The 16,105-nt window shown below is 49.6% G+C and carries 15 protein-coding genes; 5 read left to right on the top strand and 10 right to left on the bottom strand.

Translation table 11 applies throughout. The features are described from left to right. Position 1 precedes the first annotated feature (1 nt). Positions 2–1,051 carry a peptidase M42 gene (locus CCY32_RS13155; protein ID WP_088331488.1) on the bottom strand — a complete coding sequence of 350 codons (1,050 nt, stop codon included), beginning with the start codon at positions 1,049–1,051 and terminating at the stop codon, positions 2–4. Between the two features lie 338 nt (positions 1,052–1,389). Here CCY32_RS13155 and CCY32_RS13150 point away from each other — a divergent pair, with 338 nt between their 5' ends. Continuing rightward, on the top strand, positions 1,390–2,181 hold the full coding sequence (locus tag CCY32_RS13150) for a PEP-CTERM sorting domain-containing protein (protein WP_088331412.1): 792 nt from the start codon (positions 1,390–1,392) through the stop codon (positions 2,179–2,181). A gap of 52 nt (positions 2,182–2,233) precedes the next feature. On the opposite strand, the gene CCY32_RS13145 is transcribed toward CCY32_RS13150, so the two are convergent. From CCY32_RS13145 to CCY32_RS13120, 6 genes are all read right to left on the bottom strand, one after another. Further along, entirely contained in the window at positions 2,234–4,594 is a 2,361-nt protein-coding gene (locus CCY32_RS13145; protein WP_088331410.1) for a zinc-dependent metalloprotease, read from the bottom strand. A gap of 175 nt (positions 4,595–4,769) precedes the next feature. Then, positions 4,770–5,567 (bottom strand): DUF1338 domain-containing protein, encoded by a 798-nt coding sequence (locus CCY32_RS13140; RefSeq protein WP_088331408.1) that lies wholly within the window; start codon positions 5,565–5,567, stop codon positions 4,770–4,772. A gap of 233 nt (positions 5,568–5,800) precedes the next feature. Beyond that, positions 5,801–7,270 carry a succinylglutamate-semialdehyde dehydrogenase gene (astD, locus tag CCY32_RS13135; RefSeq protein ID WP_088331406.1) on the bottom strand — a complete coding sequence of 490 codons (1,470 nt, stop codon included), beginning with the start codon at positions 7,268–7,270 and terminating at the stop codon, positions 5,801–5,803. A gap of 4 nt (positions 7,271–7,274) precedes the next feature. Further along, complete coding sequence (gene astA, locus CCY32_RS13130) at positions 7,275–8,303, bottom strand: arginine N-succinyltransferase (protein ID WP_088331404.1); 1,029 nt, start codon at positions 8,301–8,303, stop codon at positions 7,275–7,277. Between the two features lie 73 nt (positions 8,304–8,376). Next, a complete protein-coding gene (locus CCY32_RS13125; protein WP_088331402.1) occupies positions 8,377–9,582 on the bottom strand; it encodes an aspartate aminotransferase family protein in 1,206 nt (401 codons plus the stop codon). A gap of 257 nt (positions 9,583–9,839) precedes the next feature. Then, complete coding sequence (locus CCY32_RS13120) at positions 9,840–10,997, bottom strand: HDOD domain-containing protein (RefSeq protein ID WP_088331400.1); 1,158 nt, start codon at positions 10,995–10,997, stop codon at positions 9,840–9,842. A gap of 270 nt (positions 10,998–11,267) precedes the next feature. Here CCY32_RS13120 and CCY32_RS13115 point away from each other — a divergent pair, with 270 nt between their 5' ends. Beyond that, positions 11,268–11,783, top strand: a complete 516-nt coding sequence (locus CCY32_RS13115) for a hypothetical protein (protein ID WP_088331398.1) — start codon at positions 11,268–11,270, stop codon at positions 11,781–11,783. Between the two features lie 117 nt (positions 11,784–11,900). Here the strand turns inward: CCY32_RS13115 and CCY32_RS13110 are convergent, their stop codons facing one another. The 3 genes from CCY32_RS13110 to rpe all read right to left on the bottom strand — a co-directional run bounded on the left by CCY32_RS13110 (position 11,901) and on the right by rpe (position 14,282). Then, positions 11,901–12,479: an aminodeoxychorismate/anthranilate synthase component II gene (locus CCY32_RS13110; protein ID WP_088331396.1), complete on the bottom strand. Its 579-nt coding sequence runs from the start codon at positions 12,477–12,479 to the stop codon at positions 11,901–11,903. Positions 12,480–12,576: 97 nt separating this feature from the next. Then, entirely contained in the window at positions 12,577–13,581 is a 1,005-nt protein-coding gene (trpS, locus tag CCY32_RS13105) for a tryptophan--tRNA ligase (protein WP_088331394.1), read from the bottom strand. Between the two features lie 32 nt (positions 13,582–13,613). After that, positions 13,614–14,282: a ribulose-phosphate 3-epimerase gene (gene rpe, locus CCY32_RS13100; RefSeq protein ID WP_088331392.1), complete on the bottom strand. Its 669-nt coding sequence runs from the start codon at positions 14,280–14,282 to the stop codon at positions 13,614–13,616. A 289-nt stretch (positions 14,283–14,571) separates the two neighbouring features. Between rpe and CCY32_RS13095 the strand changes: the two genes are divergently transcribed. The 3 genes from CCY32_RS13095 to CCY32_RS13085 all read left to right on the top strand — a co-directional run bounded on the left by CCY32_RS13095 (position 14,572) and on the right by CCY32_RS13085 (position 15,951). Next, on the top strand, positions 14,572–15,249 hold the full coding sequence (locus CCY32_RS13095) for a TorF family putative porin (RefSeq protein ID WP_088331389.1): 678 nt from the start codon (positions 14,572–14,574) through the stop codon (positions 15,247–15,249). 199 nt (positions 15,250–15,448) lie between these two features. Next, the gene (locus CCY32_RS13090; protein WP_088331387.1) at positions 15,449–15,751 is read left to right on the top strand and encodes a hypothetical protein; all 303 of its coding nucleotides are present in this window, start codon (positions 15,449–15,451) and stop codon (positions 15,749–15,751) included. Then, positions 15,751–15,951 (top strand): DUF2970 domain-containing protein, encoded by a 201-nt coding sequence (locus tag CCY32_RS13085; RefSeq protein ID WP_088331385.1) that lies wholly within the window; start codon positions 15,751–15,753, stop codon positions 15,949–15,951. The genes CCY32_RS13090 and CCY32_RS13085 overlap by 1 nt, the downstream gene beginning before the upstream one ends. Positions 15,952–16,105 lie beyond the last annotated feature (154 nt).

The following is a 16,105-nucleotide window of genomic DNA, read 5'->3' as shown; positions in this document are numbered from 1 at the left end:
GCTAGAGTCCGGCCAAGCGTTTCAACAACTTAAGAAAGGCCTCACAGGAAGTCAGCGATGCCGTTTCCTCCATAGTGTGATAGCCGGTTGTGGGGATCTGCAGGGTGGTGCCGGTCACCATGCCCTTTGAGGCGGCAATGATTCTTCCCATCTCGGTGCTCCCCAGGGACTGAGGCGACTGCCCCTCTTGCAAGGCCGCGTTTTTTTGCTCAATGTAACTGTCTTTATAGCTGTAGGTCAGTGACGAGGATTCACAGAGTTGCGCCAGGCTTGCAGTGAGCTGAGGATCAAACTCGGCATTCGCATCCTTATGGCGCAGAACCAACTGCTGTCGATCGGCTTCAACACGGTCCGGGTAGGGACTGGTATCCACAACAACCAGTCTATTGGTGCGACTGCCAAAGCGTCTAAACCATTCCAGTAAATACCGCCAGCTCTTTCCTGCTTCTTCCTGCGCCGTAAAAAAGGCTGTTCCCTGAAACCCCAGACTAAACAGGTGCACCAGATAAGCCGCGGTGAGCACGTTATCCAGCTGACCGCTGACACTGTTACCTGAAATTTTCAGTTTATCGGCAAAGGCAACCGGCGTTCCGGCCACCAGGTGCTGCATGCCCTCCAGTGTAAAAATCAAATTGTTGCGCCGCTCACAGACATAGCTCGAGGCGATTTTACCACTGCCACGATACGCTCCTGACCAGGGCTCATACGCCATGACCGGAGTGGTATCGAAGCGATCCACTATCTTGCTGATCAATTGCTCTGATACCGAATTGCCAAGTAAATCAGACCGGTTACCGGCGACAAAAGCGGCATACTGAAATTCATCCGGGCCGGTACAAATCAGTCCATGACGGTCAATATGGGCAGAAAACATGGTGCTGAAAGGATCGTTGCCCTGAGCCACCAGTAATCCCTCATACCAGGTAACCTTAGCGCCCCGCTCTTCCAGCTCGCGCTGCAAAACCCGAAAGAAGCTGTGTTCAGCCCCCACAACACTGGGTTCGCGGATCATGATCTTTAACAGATCCAGCACCTCATTTAGCTCATACATAGTCAAAACTGCATTCTTGTCCTGTGAGATTGCCAGCATAATGCCCCTCATCCTGAGGGGCCAGATTTTTCCGCTGATTCATGGAAAATTCATCCGATCACTGTCAGCATTTCTGACAGTTCAAATTAAGAATTTTCTTATCTTCATGTTTTCATTGAATAAATAGAAGAGGCTTCGTTATTGCATGCTTATTCCAAGAAGCATCTTTTTGGCGACTATTTTATTCCGAGAAACCCTCCCAATGAGACGGCTCCGAGCCTCACAGGAGTAGGCTTTACAGGCTTTAGCAGTGCCAAAAAATTGAAGGAAATAATACGCATCACACCAAAGGAAGAATAATGCAAAATAACATCGTAAAAAGTTTCTCACTGGTCATGGCACTGAGTGCTGGCTCTGCTCAGGCGGCATTGATGTTCGATGCCAATGTCACACCTGATGTCATTTTCGGTAGCGGTAATGCCAATGGCAATTACACGGTAGACCAGAACAACGGTATTGAACTGGGATTGCGCGGAAAGTTACGTCATAACGCTGCCGGTGCCCCCGAAAATACGTTCAACAGCAATGGAGATGGTACCTACAGTTTCAATGCCGGCGTTGCACCCACCCAGGCTGCGCCAACAGCGGAGTGGAGCTTCGAGTGGTCGATAAATACGGATTACGATGGAAGTAGCGGATACGTACTTTCTGATTTAACCTTTTTGTTGGGACTGGATAGCGATCCATCACTCTCTGCCAATTATAGTAGTTTTGATGTGATTAACGGCGCGCCCTGTTTCGATCATGCATTGGGTAATAACGCCACAGGTAATGGCGGTGGACTGGCAACAAACTGTGGAGCTGCTACTGCTGCAGCCGATTACTCTGCGAACATCAGCAACTTTAACGTCGCGCAGAATTCCTGGAAACCCCACTGGTTTATTGCGCCATTTGACCCCACGGTAGATGGTACCTATGACTTTTTCCTGGCGGCATTTAACGTTGATGGTAGTGAATTAGCACGCACCAGCATCCAGATCATCGTAGGAGATGGTGGCCAGACAACAATCCCCGAGCCCGCGCCACTGATATTATTGTTATCAGGTTTAATTGGCCTGGCGGGCGTCAGAAAACGCAAAATGTCCGCGTAGAGGGCAGGGCCTGTAAAGTAAAAAAACGCCAGCTAAGCTGGCGTTTCTTTATTCATATAGGGGAGCCTGGTGGCAGTGCCAACGGTTTGAAGGCAGGAGTCCATGTTCCCTCATCCAGATACCTGTCAATCTGCTCCGATAAATACCGATGCTGACTGTTATCATCATTGTCCTCAAGCCATTCCTTCAGCTCTGATAGTGAGGCATACATCTGCGCCCGCGCCTCGGGAGCCAGCTCGGCATTCTCCATCGCCGCAATCCAGCGATATGCCACAACGTGCAGTACCCTGTGATGCAACTGTCGTTGGTCTGGTTGAGTCAGGCGCTTTTTAAAGCTGTGTTGCATCAGCTGCTCAAAAACCCCCTTGATCCCACCCAGTGATGACTGCATAGCGATACGATTGAGCCGCTCTGGATGGAGCAAGAGTTGCAAGGAGTTATTAGCTGCCGCCTCTGCGGCAGAGATGGGGTCAAAAAGCAGGCCGGTACGTGACGCAAAACTCTCGCGACTTTCTTCATCACCATAGACTTTGGGGGCGATCAGCCTGAGCAAATCCTCAGGCAGAGCCAGGTACTCAGGTTCAAGGGTACTCAGCAGCGCTTTTAATGCGGAACGTTGCTGTGACGAAGAAACGGGGCTGACGCCAACAGGCTTCTCGTGTTCCCCTTTGAGTTCATACTCATAATGTACGCCACCGATTTGTTTTGCCACGGCTTCAATCTGATAGCGATGCAACAGATAAATCGGCACCAGCGCTTCATGTAAAGAAGACAGTGGCTGTCCGGCGGCAATACTGTTCAGACCAAAATTTTGCAGTGCGAGTTTGCGCACCTCAGACAAACGCTTAAGTTCACTGACAGGATCTTCACCATTGTCCCACAAATGCCCCTTAGCACTGACACCACCAATCGGCCGTGCATCGCGGTCGGCGATATAATCCAATCCCTGCGCTTTAGCTTCTGCCGCCAGGGCTGCCATCTCTTTTTTCTCATCAGAGAAATCCGCATACCCCATTTCTATGGCATACAAGTCCCATTCTCCGAGACCCTCGCGGTAGGCATTATTTAACACCACGTTACCGTCTTTTATTTCAGCCAAAGGATGGGGGTAGTCCATTACTGACGCACGCCCATTGGCACTGGCAGCAAAATTATGGATCAGTCCCAATGTGTGACCCACCTCATGGGCCGAGAGCTGGCGAATGCGAGCCAGGGCCATGGCTTGCTGCGCTGTGGTATCTGCCGACGCATCAAAAGGACTGGTCAGGCCATTGGCGATAAGAAAGTCCTGGCGCACCCTTAAAGATCCCAGCGTCACATGACCTTTGATAATTTCACCATTGCGGGGGTCGATCACAGAGCTGCCGTAAGACCAGCCGCGGGTAGCCCGATGGACCCATTGAATGACGTTATAACGCACATCCATCGGATCCGCCTCTGCCGGTAAGGGCTTTACCTGAAAAGCATTCTTATAACCGATACGCTCAAACGCACTGTTCCACCACATCGCTCCATCGTATAGGGCCGTTCTGATGGGCTCGGGAACACCCGGGTCCAGATAAAAGACAATCGGTTCGACGGCTTCACTGACCTGCGCCTGAGGGTCTTTTTTAGCCAGGCGATGCCGTGGCAACATTCTTTTGATCATGGGCTCGGTGATGGCTGCCGCATAATCCATAAACTCGACTTTCCAGTACCCGGAATAGGGATGGAATGGTCTGGGTTGGTAGCCAGCTTGCGGCAAAGCCACCAGCGAATGGTGCAAATGAACAGACACCGCCGCCGGCTCTGGCGCCACCTGTTTGACAAACTCCCCTGCGTCACTACCTGCAAAGGTGACCAATGATTCCAGCTCGGTATTGCGCGGAAATGCCTTGCTGCGAGGTAGAAAAATACCGCTGCGTTTGGCATCCGGTTTATAGGTACCCTGTTTACCTTTACTCAACCGCTCGCTGATTTTATGAATATCGGAAAGTAAAAAGGCGGTGTAGTCCACCAAAACCTGACTATCTGTACTGGCCACGATGGGCAGTCCGGCGATCACGGAATGGGCGAAAGCTTCCATCACACTCTGTTGCTCTGCCGTATTGTCAGAGTCCGCCCGGTAATAGGTATTCAATTGTTTCAGCAGTACTTTGTTCCCAAACCGTTCGAACCTGACCAGCCGTGTTTCACCCTGTTGTCCGCGGTCCAGGCCAATATCATTGGAACCCAGACCTCTTGGTAAACTGCTCTGAAAAATAAAAGGGGTGTCGAGCTTATCAATAAGCAGATAGACCTTGTCTTCATCCACTTGATAGTAAAAGTCGAAGTAGCCCTGATGATGCTGCATATCCTGAGTGAAGGTTTTAATCTCTTCAGCCCAGGATGACAAGGGCAACAATACAGTCAGAAGCAGGATAATGATGCGCATGACAGGTCTCTTTTTTATTATGGTTTAAACCAGAAACGGAGCCTTAGACTACCACTGAGGATGTCCTCGCCCAATAGCTAATGACCAGGCATGTAAAAAAGCCTGCGACTAAGACAAAAAAGCCCGCTGTTATATAAACAACAGCGGGCTTCTTAGCGAACACTTTCTACCGGGACTATTTGGCGTTCGTGCTCTCGAAAATTTTATCCGCAGAAGCTGCCACAAAACCCGTATAAAGCTTACCGTTAGGTAACGGGAAACGCTCGGCGAACTCGTAGAAGCAGCTAGGAATGGTCAATGCCTTGTCACTGAATTTGACGGTCATTTTGTCAGCCATGGTCGAAGATTGCGCCAGATGGACTTCTGGACCACCTTTAATCTCACCACCAGAAGTGTTGAGCTCGAAACCGGCCTCTTTGAGTTTTTCGTTCACATCGGCAAGCATATTGTAATGCTTAAGGTGGTTCAGGCTGACGGTGAAATGATTGGCACGAAAGCCCCACGCCGAAACCCACGCGGCATATTCAGATTCTGCCAGCAGCGTCTGATACTCTTCACTGCTAACCTGCCAGTGCGTACCGGAATACAGGAAATCCTCTTTGTTCACGGCATCGGCAGGAATCGCATCAACCATGTTACGAATAATCTGCTGAACCTGCTCTGAGAATTCTTCTACCAACAACTCACTGATAAAGACCTTTGGTTTGGTTTCGTCAGCATGTTCAAAATGCTTGGCTTTGAGCTTCTTCTGTTCGAAGTCATATTGGCCTTTTTCTTCATAACCCAAAGCAAGGAAATGCGCCGCCAGTTTATCCAGATTCACTTTCTCCAGATTAAAGGTACGGAAAGCCACATGGTCATTGATTAGCTCATCACCGTCCCCGAGAAGCTGGTGTACTTTTTCAGCTGAGGGGGTCATGGCAACATAATCCTGCCAAAGGTTGGAAAACAGGCTTTCTATACTGGTATGCATAATATTTTAAAATCCTATACTTAAAGAGTTTAAAGTGGCAGTTATCTCTTAAAAGAGATTTGCCTGCCTGACTGAAAATCAGACGGGGCGTATTATACAGCAGGATTGAACAAAAAACAGCCAGAAGAGAAAATTATACAATATAAAGCCGAAATGGCTGATTGAGATCAAGTTAACATAAAAAAAGGCGGTCTAAGCCGCCTTTTGATACATAACCTTAACATCTTGTTAACTTAAAATTTAAGGCCAGGGTTCAGGGCGCCCGGCAACTGGCTTTTTTCCAGCTCAACGGAGGCCACGGGGTATGCACAGTAATCTGCCGCGTAATACGCACTGGCTCTGTGGTTTCCACTTTCGCCGATACCACCGAAGGGTGCCGCACTGCTGGCACCGGTAATTGGACGATTCCAGTTAACGATACCGGCACGAATGCGTTTGAGGAAGTGCTGATACAGCTCTGCATCATCTGACAGCAAGCCCGCAGACAATCCGAATACCGTGTTGTTGGCTTCGTCGATAGCCTTATCAAAATCATTGTAACGAATCACTTTGAGCAATGGACCGAAATGCTCTTCATCAGGCATTTTGTCGAGCATGGCAGTGACATCAATGATACCCGGCGTCACCAGACCCGACTCACTATCTTCATGAGTCAGCTCAACCAGTGAGGTTCCACCCAGTCCCTGTAACTGTTGCTGAGCAGAGACCATCATTTTCGCCGCTGCAGAAGAGATCATCGCACCCATAAAAGGCTGCGGATCAGCATCATAGACGCCAACAGCGATATCCCTGGTAACCTCAATCAAACGGTCGATGATGGCATCACCTTGCTCACCTTCTTCAATAAACAAGCGACGCGCACAGGTGCAACGCTGTCCAGAGGTGACAAATGCGGATTGCACGATGTCATGCACTACGGCATCGATATCGGACACACCTTTCACCAGTAGGGGATTGTTGCCTCCCATTTCCAGCGCCAGAATTTTACCCGGGTGGCCACCGAACTGCTCATGCAGCAATTTACCGGTACGTGAACTGCCGGTAAAGAAGAGGCCATCAATGTCAGGATTAGACGCCAGTGCTTTGCCGGTTTCGAGCTCTCCCTGAACCAGATTCAGAACTCCGGCTGGCAAGCCAGCTTTTTCCCACAACTCGATGGTTTTCTGGGCAACTAATGGAGTCTGTTCACTGGGCTTGAATACCACGGTATTACCCGCCAGCAGTGCTGGAACGATATGCCCGTTAGGCAAGTGACCGGGGAAATTGTAGGGACCGAATACAGCCACGACACCGTGGGGACGATGGCGAATAAACGCTTTACCCACTGGCATGGGGTTTTCCACCGTTCCCGTGCGCTCATGATAGGCTTTTTCAGAAATCGCCACTTTACCTATCATGGCACCCACTTCCGTGGCGGTCTCCCACAGGGGTTTACCGGTTTCACGGGCAATGGTCAGAGCCAGGTCCTCTTTATGTTCACCGAGTAATTCAGCAAAACGCTTGGCAACATCCAGGCGTTCTTCAAAGCTGCGGTCGGCCCAACTAACGAAGGCACTGCGTGCCGCCCCAATGGCCTGATTCACTTGCTCCGCTGTGGCAGACTTGGCCTGCCAGATGGTTTCTTTTTTGGCCGGATCTACCGAGGCCATATCATGGCCCTGGCCTTCCAGCCATTGCCCCTGAATAAATTGCGCTTTTGTCATCGGATTATCCTTTTATCTTTAGAGGTGCAAAACGTACCATTTCACCATCGGCTACCTTTAATGCGCTGGCTGCCTCGGCTGAAATGATGACCTGCTGATTCACTTCATCGATTAGCAATGGCGTCGCCACACCACGGAAATCTTCTACTCGTGTATTGATTACCATATTCGTCTGCGCATCCTGCGTATCCCCCACCTTAACAGGCAGTCGGCGGCTGTTTCGGGCTGTTCGTATATGCTGTAGATCAGCCTCAACGGTAGGGCCTGCGTCAAATATATCCACGTAACCACGACAGCGGAACCCTTCCGACTCCAGCAACTGAAGCGCCGGGCGGGTCTTTTCATGGACTTTTCCAATGACCGCCTGAGCTTCTTTACTGAGCAGGTTGACGTAAATAGGGTACTTGGGCATCAATTCCGCAATAAAGACTTTCTGTCCGATTCCTGTCAGGTAGTCTGCAGTTGGGAAGTCCATCGAGAAGAAATGCTCTTCGAGCCACTTCCAGAATGGTGAATTGCCTTTTTCGTCAGAGACACCGCGCATTTCCGCAATGACGGTTTCAGCAAAACGTTGCTGATGCTCCTGCAGGAACAGAAAACGGAACTTAGATAACAATCTGCCATTGCTGCCTCTGCGCGCCTTTTCCCGTAAAAACAGCGTGCAAATTTCCGTTACACCGGTGTAATCGTTACAGAAGGTCAGAATTTCCACCAGATTTGACACATTCAGCTCACGGGATACATGCGCCACTTTACTCAGGTGATAGTGATAAAACGCGTCATCCAGTCCAACCGCCGCATGAATACCACTGGTACCCACCGCTTTGCCTGACTCAGCATCTTCCATGACAAACAGATAGCTCTGATCGCCGGGTTCCGTCACGTTGGCCGAAAAAGCAGCCTCAGAACTGGCAATTTTGTTCCGCAATAACTCTTCGTTGACCGGTAGCGAGGTAAAACCTATACCAGACTCAACGGCTATATCATGCAGCGAGTCATAGTCACTGCTCTGGATTGGGCGGATAACCATCATGGTCGCTTACTCCTGCTTATATCGAGAGAAGACCCCTCCGGAGCCGGAGGGGAGGCTTGTGCTTGAGAAAGGTTTAGCCGTTAACGACTTTGGCCACAGCACGCTCAAACCTGGCCAGACCTTCTTTGATATCTTCGTCAGGAATAACCAGAGACGGAGCAAAACGTACGACATTCGCGCCGGCTACCAGACACATCAGATGCTCACCCACTGATGCCACCAAAAAGTCACGGGCACGTCCCTGATATTTTTCGTTGAGTGCAGCACCTAACAATAAACCTTTACCACGAATTTCAGCGAACACCTGATATTTTTCGTTGATGGCATTGAGACCGTCACGGAACAACTGCTCTTTGTGCTTCACACCTTCGAGCACTTCAGGCGTATTGATCACATCCAGAACCCTTTCGGCAACCGCACAGGCCAGCGGATTACCACCATAGGTACTGCCGTGGGTACCTGGCTTCAGGCTTTCTGCAATATCTTTGGTAGTCAGCATGGCGCCGATTGGGAAACCACCACCAAGAGATTTCGCCGTGGTGAGGATATCAGGCGTCACATTCAGTCCCATATAGGCATACAGATCACCGGTACGGCCAACGCCAGACTGCACTTCATCAAAAATCAGCAGCGCGTTGTGCTTGTCACATAACTCACGCACACCTTTAACGAATTCAGGCGTCGGGCTAATAATGCCACCTTCACCCTGCAGAGGTTCCATCATTACCGCACAGGTCTTGTCAGACATCAGTGCTTCGAGACTGGCCAGATCATTGTAAACCGCGTGCTCAACAGCTCCAGGCTTAGGTCCAAACCCATCAGAATAGGCTGGCTGACCACCGACGGTAACAGTGAAGAAGGTACGACCGTGGAAACCTTGTTTGAAAGAGATGATTTGGTTTTTCTCTTCACCATGGTGATCCAGTGCCCAACGACGCGCCAGTTTCAGCGCAGCTTCATTCGCTTCGGCGCCTGAGTTGGCGAAATAAACCCGATCAGCAAAGGTCAGATCGGTAAGTTTCTTGGCCAGACGAATAGCCGGTTCATTGGTGAAAACGTTACTCAGATGCCACAACTTTTCGCCCTGCTCTTTCAGTGCAGAGACCAGTTCAGGGTGACAATGACCCAGGGCATTTACGGCAATACCACCGGCAAAATCGACATATTCAATATTGTCCTGATCCCAGATTCTGGAACCCTTACCCCTGACAGGAATCATGGCCGCCGGATTGTAGTTGGGGACCATCACCTCATTAAACAGTTCACGAGTCACTTTCATTCTATTTACCTCTTGCTTTGCGGGTGGCATGGCGAAAAATGCCGCTATTATTCCAGATTTCAAGTCCGTTGTCTTGCTGCCTGAGAGGCCAGAAGCCTATAGAACTAAGGGTTTAACCTATAATTGCAGGAATAGTGAATAACTATCCGCAGCCTATGCAGGGCATAGGTTACGAATAGCGCTAGCGAGCTCTTGCAGACCAAAAAACGGGCCTGCATGATTATTTAAAAAAATTTTTTGTACTCTATTTTCAGTGCTTATTCTTCAAAGGACAAATTCAGGTGCCTCAAATCTGTCACCTTCAATGCCGCCAATGCACCGGGTGGCATTCTAAAAAGCTTCAGGAAGGCTTTGGCTTCATCGATATTGATTAAGCGATAGGTCTTCAACAAACGATATTTACTGTAGGCGCTCCCCTGAGCCAGCACCTTGCCCATGTCCGACATGGCGGATATGGGTTTATTATCGGCCACTTCATGCATGGCAGCGCCAATAAATACCCTTCTCAAGTCCATGCGTTCGATCAAGCGACTGCTCAAAGCCAGTCCATGCTTAATCAGAACATCCCGTAAAAACGCTCCACTGGGCTGCAATTCATAGAGTGCGCTGTGTTCATCCTTGAGCTTTTCAGCATGGGCTTCGGCAATGGCATCCCGCTGTACCTCTTCAAACAATCTGAAATACAAACGTACCAACACGATTTTGCCGATATCATGCAGCATACCCAACGTAAAAGCCTGCCCCGCGTCCAGTTCACAAATCTCAGCGATTTTTTTACACGACAATGCACTACCAATACTTTGCTCCCAAAGCCTGGTTTTTATGCTTGGATAGGGATCCGTAATCTGCGGTGTCCAGCGCCGAAAGGCCAGCGCAGGGATCACCATTTTCAGGTTCTCGATGCCCATAAAGCTCATCGCGACCCGCAAGCTGTCTACGGGCGTGACCTTGCCCTTTTTATCCGTTCGCCGGTATTTAGGCATGTTGATCATCTTAACCAGATCCGTGTGCAACCAGGGGATCGTTGCCACAAGGGGTTCCACGCGCCCTATGGACGAGGCTCGCACCGCCATCACATCTAGCACGTCAGGAAGGTTTTCATGCACACCAAGAATCTTGGTGTAAAGCAATTCCGTGTCTTCAAGCTTTTCTTCAAGACGCACCAACAGCTCCTGATTGAGCTTATCCAGCAGCGAATCAAGAAAGCTCTGATGATGTTTTTGATTGAGGGTCTTGTCCCGTTTAGCCTGTTTTTCTACCCAAAGCAACTGCCGCCCAGACTCTTCCACTGCTGGCAGAAAAGTGTCCGGACTGTCGGTGTCAGCAACACTGACCTGCTTGGCCATATCGACACCCACCTGAAGACTGGTAAAGCGATGTTCAATTTTTTGTCTGATATCTTGTTGTTCTGGCATGAATCATCTTTTTGCTATTGGCTATGCAATGTATCGGTCTTTCCTGTATAGAGTTAAGACCCCGTGACAGAGCTACCATCGACTTCAGGTCGGAGGTACCGGCAATCCTTTGTTTCACTCGCCCTGATATGCATGATACAGGTAAATCCTTCTTGTGCAGACTCCGAGGCCATATTTTTTGCCTTTGTAACCTCTGTTTACAGTTTTATCTTTGCAAAACAGCAAAAACCAGTGCTATTGATATCTTTTGACCCGTGACTGAAAACCTGCATGCCGATTCCTCTTCTGTGGCTGGGTCTGGGTGCCGGCGCACTGTTTGCAACACAACAATGGCACAAAGACCGACAGCGTCACCAGATTAAGTTTCACCCCGGTGAGACCGACGTGGCAGTGCGCCCGCAAAACGGTGCCGTCGTTTGTTGTGGTATTTATGGTGCCTTTGACCACAGTGGTATCTGGGTGGAGGACAACGTGATTGAACGTGCGGGTAACGGTCTGGTCAGGGCTATTTCACCGCAACGCTTTACAGCGCGACGCTCTGGCAACACCATATTTGTCGCCTGCGGTGAAGAGGGAGAGGTGCTGGCAGACCCATCGGTTGCAGAAAAGGCTGCAGCACAAGTTTACCAGTATGAGGACTATCACCTGCTGAAAAACAACTGCCATCAGTTTGTGGCTGGCTGTCTCACACCCAATCAGCACAGCATCACCTTTTTCAGCGAGCTGAATCAGCTATTATCTGCACATTACCATTGTCGGCTGAGCTGGCACCCCATCCTGTTATAGAGCAGCATGACCAGAGTAACCCTCTGGAGTACCAAGTCTGCCCGGAACTACCGGCACATAGACAGTATTTTTATATGCAACTGAGAGCGTCACAAGGAGACAGGACGCTGACAGCAACTACCCCATGCGCAAGAAGTTGCAGAGGATTTGGTGACCCGCATTCGTGAGCACGGACTCAGGGTGAAACTGTACACCGCACAAAGGCAGAGTACGGTGTTCTATCGCCATCACCGCCTCGCGCGCTCCCTGCGACTCTGTCCAGGCAGTGATGAGGAAATCCACGGGAATACTCTCCTCTGCCAGTATCAAAGAGTGATAGCGGGTGGCAATAAAGGGGTCGCTGACATCACTGAACAGTTTACTACCAAGATGATGCACCATGGATGTCTTACCATGCATGACCCGCTCGGCCCGGGTGACCGTGGCGCCATACACCTGACCGATAGCCTGATAACCCAGACAGACACCCAGTATGGGAATCTTACCGGCAAAATGTTCAATGGCGCTTAAAGTGATACCTGCTTCATTTGGGGTGCAGGGCCCGGGAGAGAAAACCAGATACTGCGGTGCCAGCCGCTCAATGTCGTGCAGCGTCAGCTGATCGTTGCGTACGACACTCACTTCTTGCCCAAGCTCCCTGAAATAGCGGGCAAGGTTATGTGTGAAAGAATCATAATTGTCGATCAACAACAACAATCTCAGGCGCCTTATAAACAGGACAGAAACAAGAGAGGAATTATGCCTGATGGAAGACAGACAACCAATCAGGCATGAGTATACTGGTGTTTACCCCTCAGGGTCGCGGAATAAAGCCCACGGCCTCATAGACTTTTTTCAACGTCACTTCGGCTCGCGCGCTGGCTTTCTCGGCACCTTCTCGCATGATACGATCCAGCTCATGGCGATCGTTGCGCAACGCACGAAAACGCTCCTGAATCGGCTCCAGCAACGCTACCACGGCATCTGCCACATCGGTTTTCAGATGGCCATACATCTTACCTTCGTAATCAGGCACCAACTCAGCAATGGATTTTCCGGTTGCGCCGCTCAGAAGCGTTAACAGGTTAGAGACACCCGCCTTCTCCTGAGGGTCGAAATAGATGCGAGCCTGCTCATCAGAGTCCGTGACGGCTTTCTTGATTTTTTTGCTGATTTTTTTTGGTTCTTCCAGTAGCCCGACAAAATTATTGGGGTTGTCGTCAGACTTGGACATTTTCTTGCTGGGATCCTGAAGACTCATAATACGCGCACCAAATTCAGGAATATAGGGTTCGGGGACCTGAAAGGTTGCGCCATAAAGGTTGTTAAAGCGGGTGGCCACATCCCGGGCCAATTCCAGATGTTGTTTCTGATCATCTCCCACTGGTACCTGATCCGCCTGGTAGAGCAAGATATCGGCAGCCATCAGAATAGGATAGGTATAGAGACCCGCATTAATATTATTCACATTGCGCGCAGACTTATCCTTAAACTGAGTCATACGGTTAAGCTCACCCATCTGGGTATAACAATTCAACACCCAGGCAAGCTGCGCATGTTCAGGAACCTGAGACTGAATAAACAAGGTGCTCTGCTGAGGATCAATCCCGCAGGCGAGGTACAGGGCCAGTCCATCCAGTGTCGCATCATGCAAAGCTTTGGCGTCCTGACGCACCGTAATGGCATGTAAATCCACCAGCATATAAAGACAATCGTAGTCCTGCTGCATGGCCACCCATTGCTTTAGCGCCCCCATGTAATTGCCGATAGTCAGTTGTCCAGATGGCTGGCAGCCGCTCAGTACAATGGGTTTACTCATGTTCAGATGATCCTTTGCATATATTATAGGGTTCAGACACCGGCCAGTTGTTCACGCATACTGGCTATGACGTCAGCATAATTCGGTTGGTTAAAAATGGCTGAGCCAGCCACAAAAATATCGGCGCCAGCTTCGGCGATGGCGCGAATATTATCGACTTTTACGCCCCCGTCAATTTCGATACGGATATTTCTGCCGTTGGCAACAATTCGCTTTTTCACCTCAGCAATTTTTTCCAGACTCGAAGGAATAAAGCTCTGCCCCCCAAAGCCCGGATTTACCGACATCAACAACACGTAATCCAGTTTATCCATCACATAATCCAGATAGTGCAGCGGTGTAGCCGGATTAAGCGCGAGGCCTGCCTGACAGCCAGCCTGTTTAATCAATTGAATACTGCGGTCAACATGCTCCGAGGCTTCCGGATGAAAGCTGATCATGCTGGCACCGGCCTCGGCAAATCTTTCAATCATGCTGTCAACGGGCTTTACCATCAGGTGCACATCTATCTCTGCGGTGACACCATATTTCCTCAGCGCACTGCATATCATTGGCCCGAAGGTCAGATTAGGGACATAGTGATTATCCATCACATCGAAGTGAATAATATCAGCGCCGGCGTTGAGTACCGCATTCACCTCTTCGCCCAAACGGGCAAAGTCAGCGGACAAAATGGAAGGGGCAATAAGATGGGACTGCATGACGTCTCTAATCAGTTGACAATGGGCTGTTACTCTACCCAATTTACCGGTCACAGAAAAGGCTCGCCCCTGCACCAAAACTCTCCCTTACGCTCCACGGTGGTGCAATCACACTGAAACCCCGCTCAGATTGCTATCGAACAAACACCGTTTACCTCCAAAAAATTTATTTTTTAGTCATATAAATCATGTTGTTACATGAGCACCCTGGTTTCACCTCAGAAAATTGGCAAGGCGGCACCAACTTTGCTCTACCCCCTTTGCACATTACAATTATCAGGAGACACACATGAGACAAATGCACAAAGCACTCATAGCGGCCGCCGTGGGCAGCGTATTTTACAGTCAGGCCAGCCTTGCCGAGATCAGCGCAAATATTGGTGTAACCAGCAATTACTTGTGGCGAGGAGTAACTCAGAGCGCAGATGGTCCATCAGTATCAGGTGGTCTGGATTACGAGCATGAAAGTGGTTTCTATGCCGGCACCTGGATTGGCTCTATTGACTGGGGAAATGGTAATGGCGCAGAAACAGACTGGTATGTTGGCTACAGTGGTGAAGCCGGTGATCTGGGTTATGACGTCGGTTATGTCTACTATGCCTACCCTGAAGAAGAGTTTGATGACTCCAACTTTGGTGAAGCCTACTTCAATGGCAGCTATGGTGCATTTGGGTTTGGTGTTGCCTACACCCTGAATTCTGACGCCGATGATGATGCGCCATTCGGCCAGGGCGATCTCTATTACAGTATCAGTTATGGCTTCGATCTCGCTGACGAGTATTCCCTGGGCCTGACTTATGGCTACTATGACTTTGATATTGATGAATCAGTATGGGGTGAATGGGACTACAGCCATATTCAGGCCGATCTGAGTAAAGGCGATTTCACCTTCAGCATCTCTAAAGCTCAGGAAGAATCCGGTGATGACGATACGAAATTTGTTGTCAGCTGGGGAACTTCTTTCTAAGCACGAAGATACAACAGCACTACTGTAAGGTGATCGGGTCATCCAATTTTCGATGGCCCGATTCGTATCCCATTCGCTCCAATGACGCACTCACCACAAATAAGTTGCGACCAAGCACAGGTTTTTACCGTTCACCCCCGTTGTTCAATTATTAATCTGGCGTATAATACCCTCAGGCTCTAAATAACGTGGTGTTCACATGACGGGTAAAATCAGGACGATATCAGGGGTAGCCCTGGCCCTTTCTCTGGCAATAGGTTGGTCAGGGTATTCTCATAAAGACCAACTTGGCATTGACTGTGCGAACAGTCAGGCAACGGTGGATACCCGGTTGCCGGTCAGCCATCCTCAGAACCGTTGTGCCATGGGAAATAAACAGGACGTAAGCTGGTCTTCCTGGCTATCAGGAAAAGGTCAGGGCATGCAGTTCCATTTCCTCGACTTACTGGAACTCCTTTCCAGAAATTCAGACACTAGCACCGACCAACTCTCTTCAAACTGATGACTGAATCCAGATTATCCTGGTGGGAAGTGGTAAAGAGTGTTGCCGCCAGCATGTTTGGTGTGCAGAGTGAGAAAAAACGCCAGGCGGACTTTTCCTCTCACCAATCCATTGTCCCCTTCCTGATCGTCGGTGTCATTTTTGTCGCAGTGTTTGTGATAAGTCTGATTATTTTTGTTAAGTGGCTGATTCCAGGTTAAGTGTAAGCCCGGCCCAGTTACAAAAAGCCATTGATGAAGCGCATGAAAGATTTTGACTTCTTCGCCAGAAATATCAGGAATAAACATAGTCCCTCAAGCTGCTATTGATTGGCGACGTATGCATACCCCGGCAACATAGACTACGTGATGAAAT

The sequence above is a fragment of the Lacimicrobium sp. SS2-24 genome, assembly GCF_002201535.1.
In the GTDB taxonomy this organism is placed as follows: Bacteria; Pseudomonadota; Gammaproteobacteria; order Enterobacterales; family Alteromonadaceae; genus Lacimicrobium.
The sequence above is the reverse complement of the archived record's forward strand: the minus strand, read 5'-3'. Positions and strand labels throughout refer to the sequence as shown.

Excerpts from the sequence above, each read along its gene's own strand:
- CCY32_RS13155 (WP_088331488.1), bottom strand. The coding sequence starts at position 1,051 with ATGTATGAGCTAAATGAGGTGCTGGATCTGTTAAAGATCATGATCCGC.
- CCY32_RS13150 (WP_088331412.1), top strand. The coding sequence starts at position 1,390 with ATGCAAAATAACATCGTAAAAAGTTTCTCACTGGTCATGGCACTGAGT.
- CCY32_RS13145 (WP_088331410.1), bottom strand. The coding sequence starts at position 4,594 with ATGCGCATCATTATCCTGCTTCTGACTGTATTGTTGCCCTTGTCATCC.
- CCY32_RS13140 (WP_088331408.1), bottom strand. The coding sequence starts at position 5,567 with ATGCATACCAGTATAGAAAGCCTGTTTTCCAACCTTTGGCAGGATTAT.
- astD (WP_088331406.1), bottom strand. The coding sequence starts at position 7,270 with ATGACAAAAGCGCAATTTATTCAGGGGCAATGGCTGGAAGGCCAGGGC.
- astA (WP_088331404.1), bottom strand. The coding sequence starts at position 8,303 with ATGATGGTTATCCGCCCAATCCAGAGCAGTGACTATGACTCGCTGCAT.
- CCY32_RS13125 (WP_088331402.1), bottom strand. The coding sequence starts at position 9,582 with ATGAAAGTGACTCGTGAACTGTTTAATGAGGTGATGGTCCCCAACTAC.
- CCY32_RS13120 (WP_088331400.1), bottom strand. The coding sequence starts at position 10,997 with ATGCCAGAACAACAAGATATCAGACAAAAAATTGAACATCGCTTTACC.
- CCY32_RS13115 (WP_088331398.1), top strand. The coding sequence starts at position 11,268 with ATGCCGATTCCTCTTCTGTGGCTGGGTCTGGGTGCCGGCGCACTGTTT.
- trpS (WP_088331394.1), bottom strand. The coding sequence starts at position 13,581 with ATGAGTAAACCCATTGTACTGAGCGGCTGCCAGCCATCTGGACAACTG.
- rpe (WP_088331392.1), bottom strand. The coding sequence starts at position 14,282 with ATGCAGTCCCATCTTATTGCCCCTTCCATTTTGTCCGCTGACTTTGCC.
- CCY32_RS13095 (WP_088331389.1), top strand. The coding sequence starts at position 14,572 with ATGAGACAAATGCACAAAGCACTCATAGCGGCCGCCGTGGGCAGCGTA.
- CCY32_RS13090 (WP_088331387.1), top strand. The coding sequence starts at position 15,449 with ATGACGGGTAAAATCAGGACGATATCAGGGGTAGCCCTGGCCCTTTCT.
- CCY32_RS13085 (WP_088331385.1), top strand. The coding sequence starts at position 15,751 with ATGACTGAATCCAGATTATCCTGGTGGGAAGTGGTAAAGAGTGTTGCC.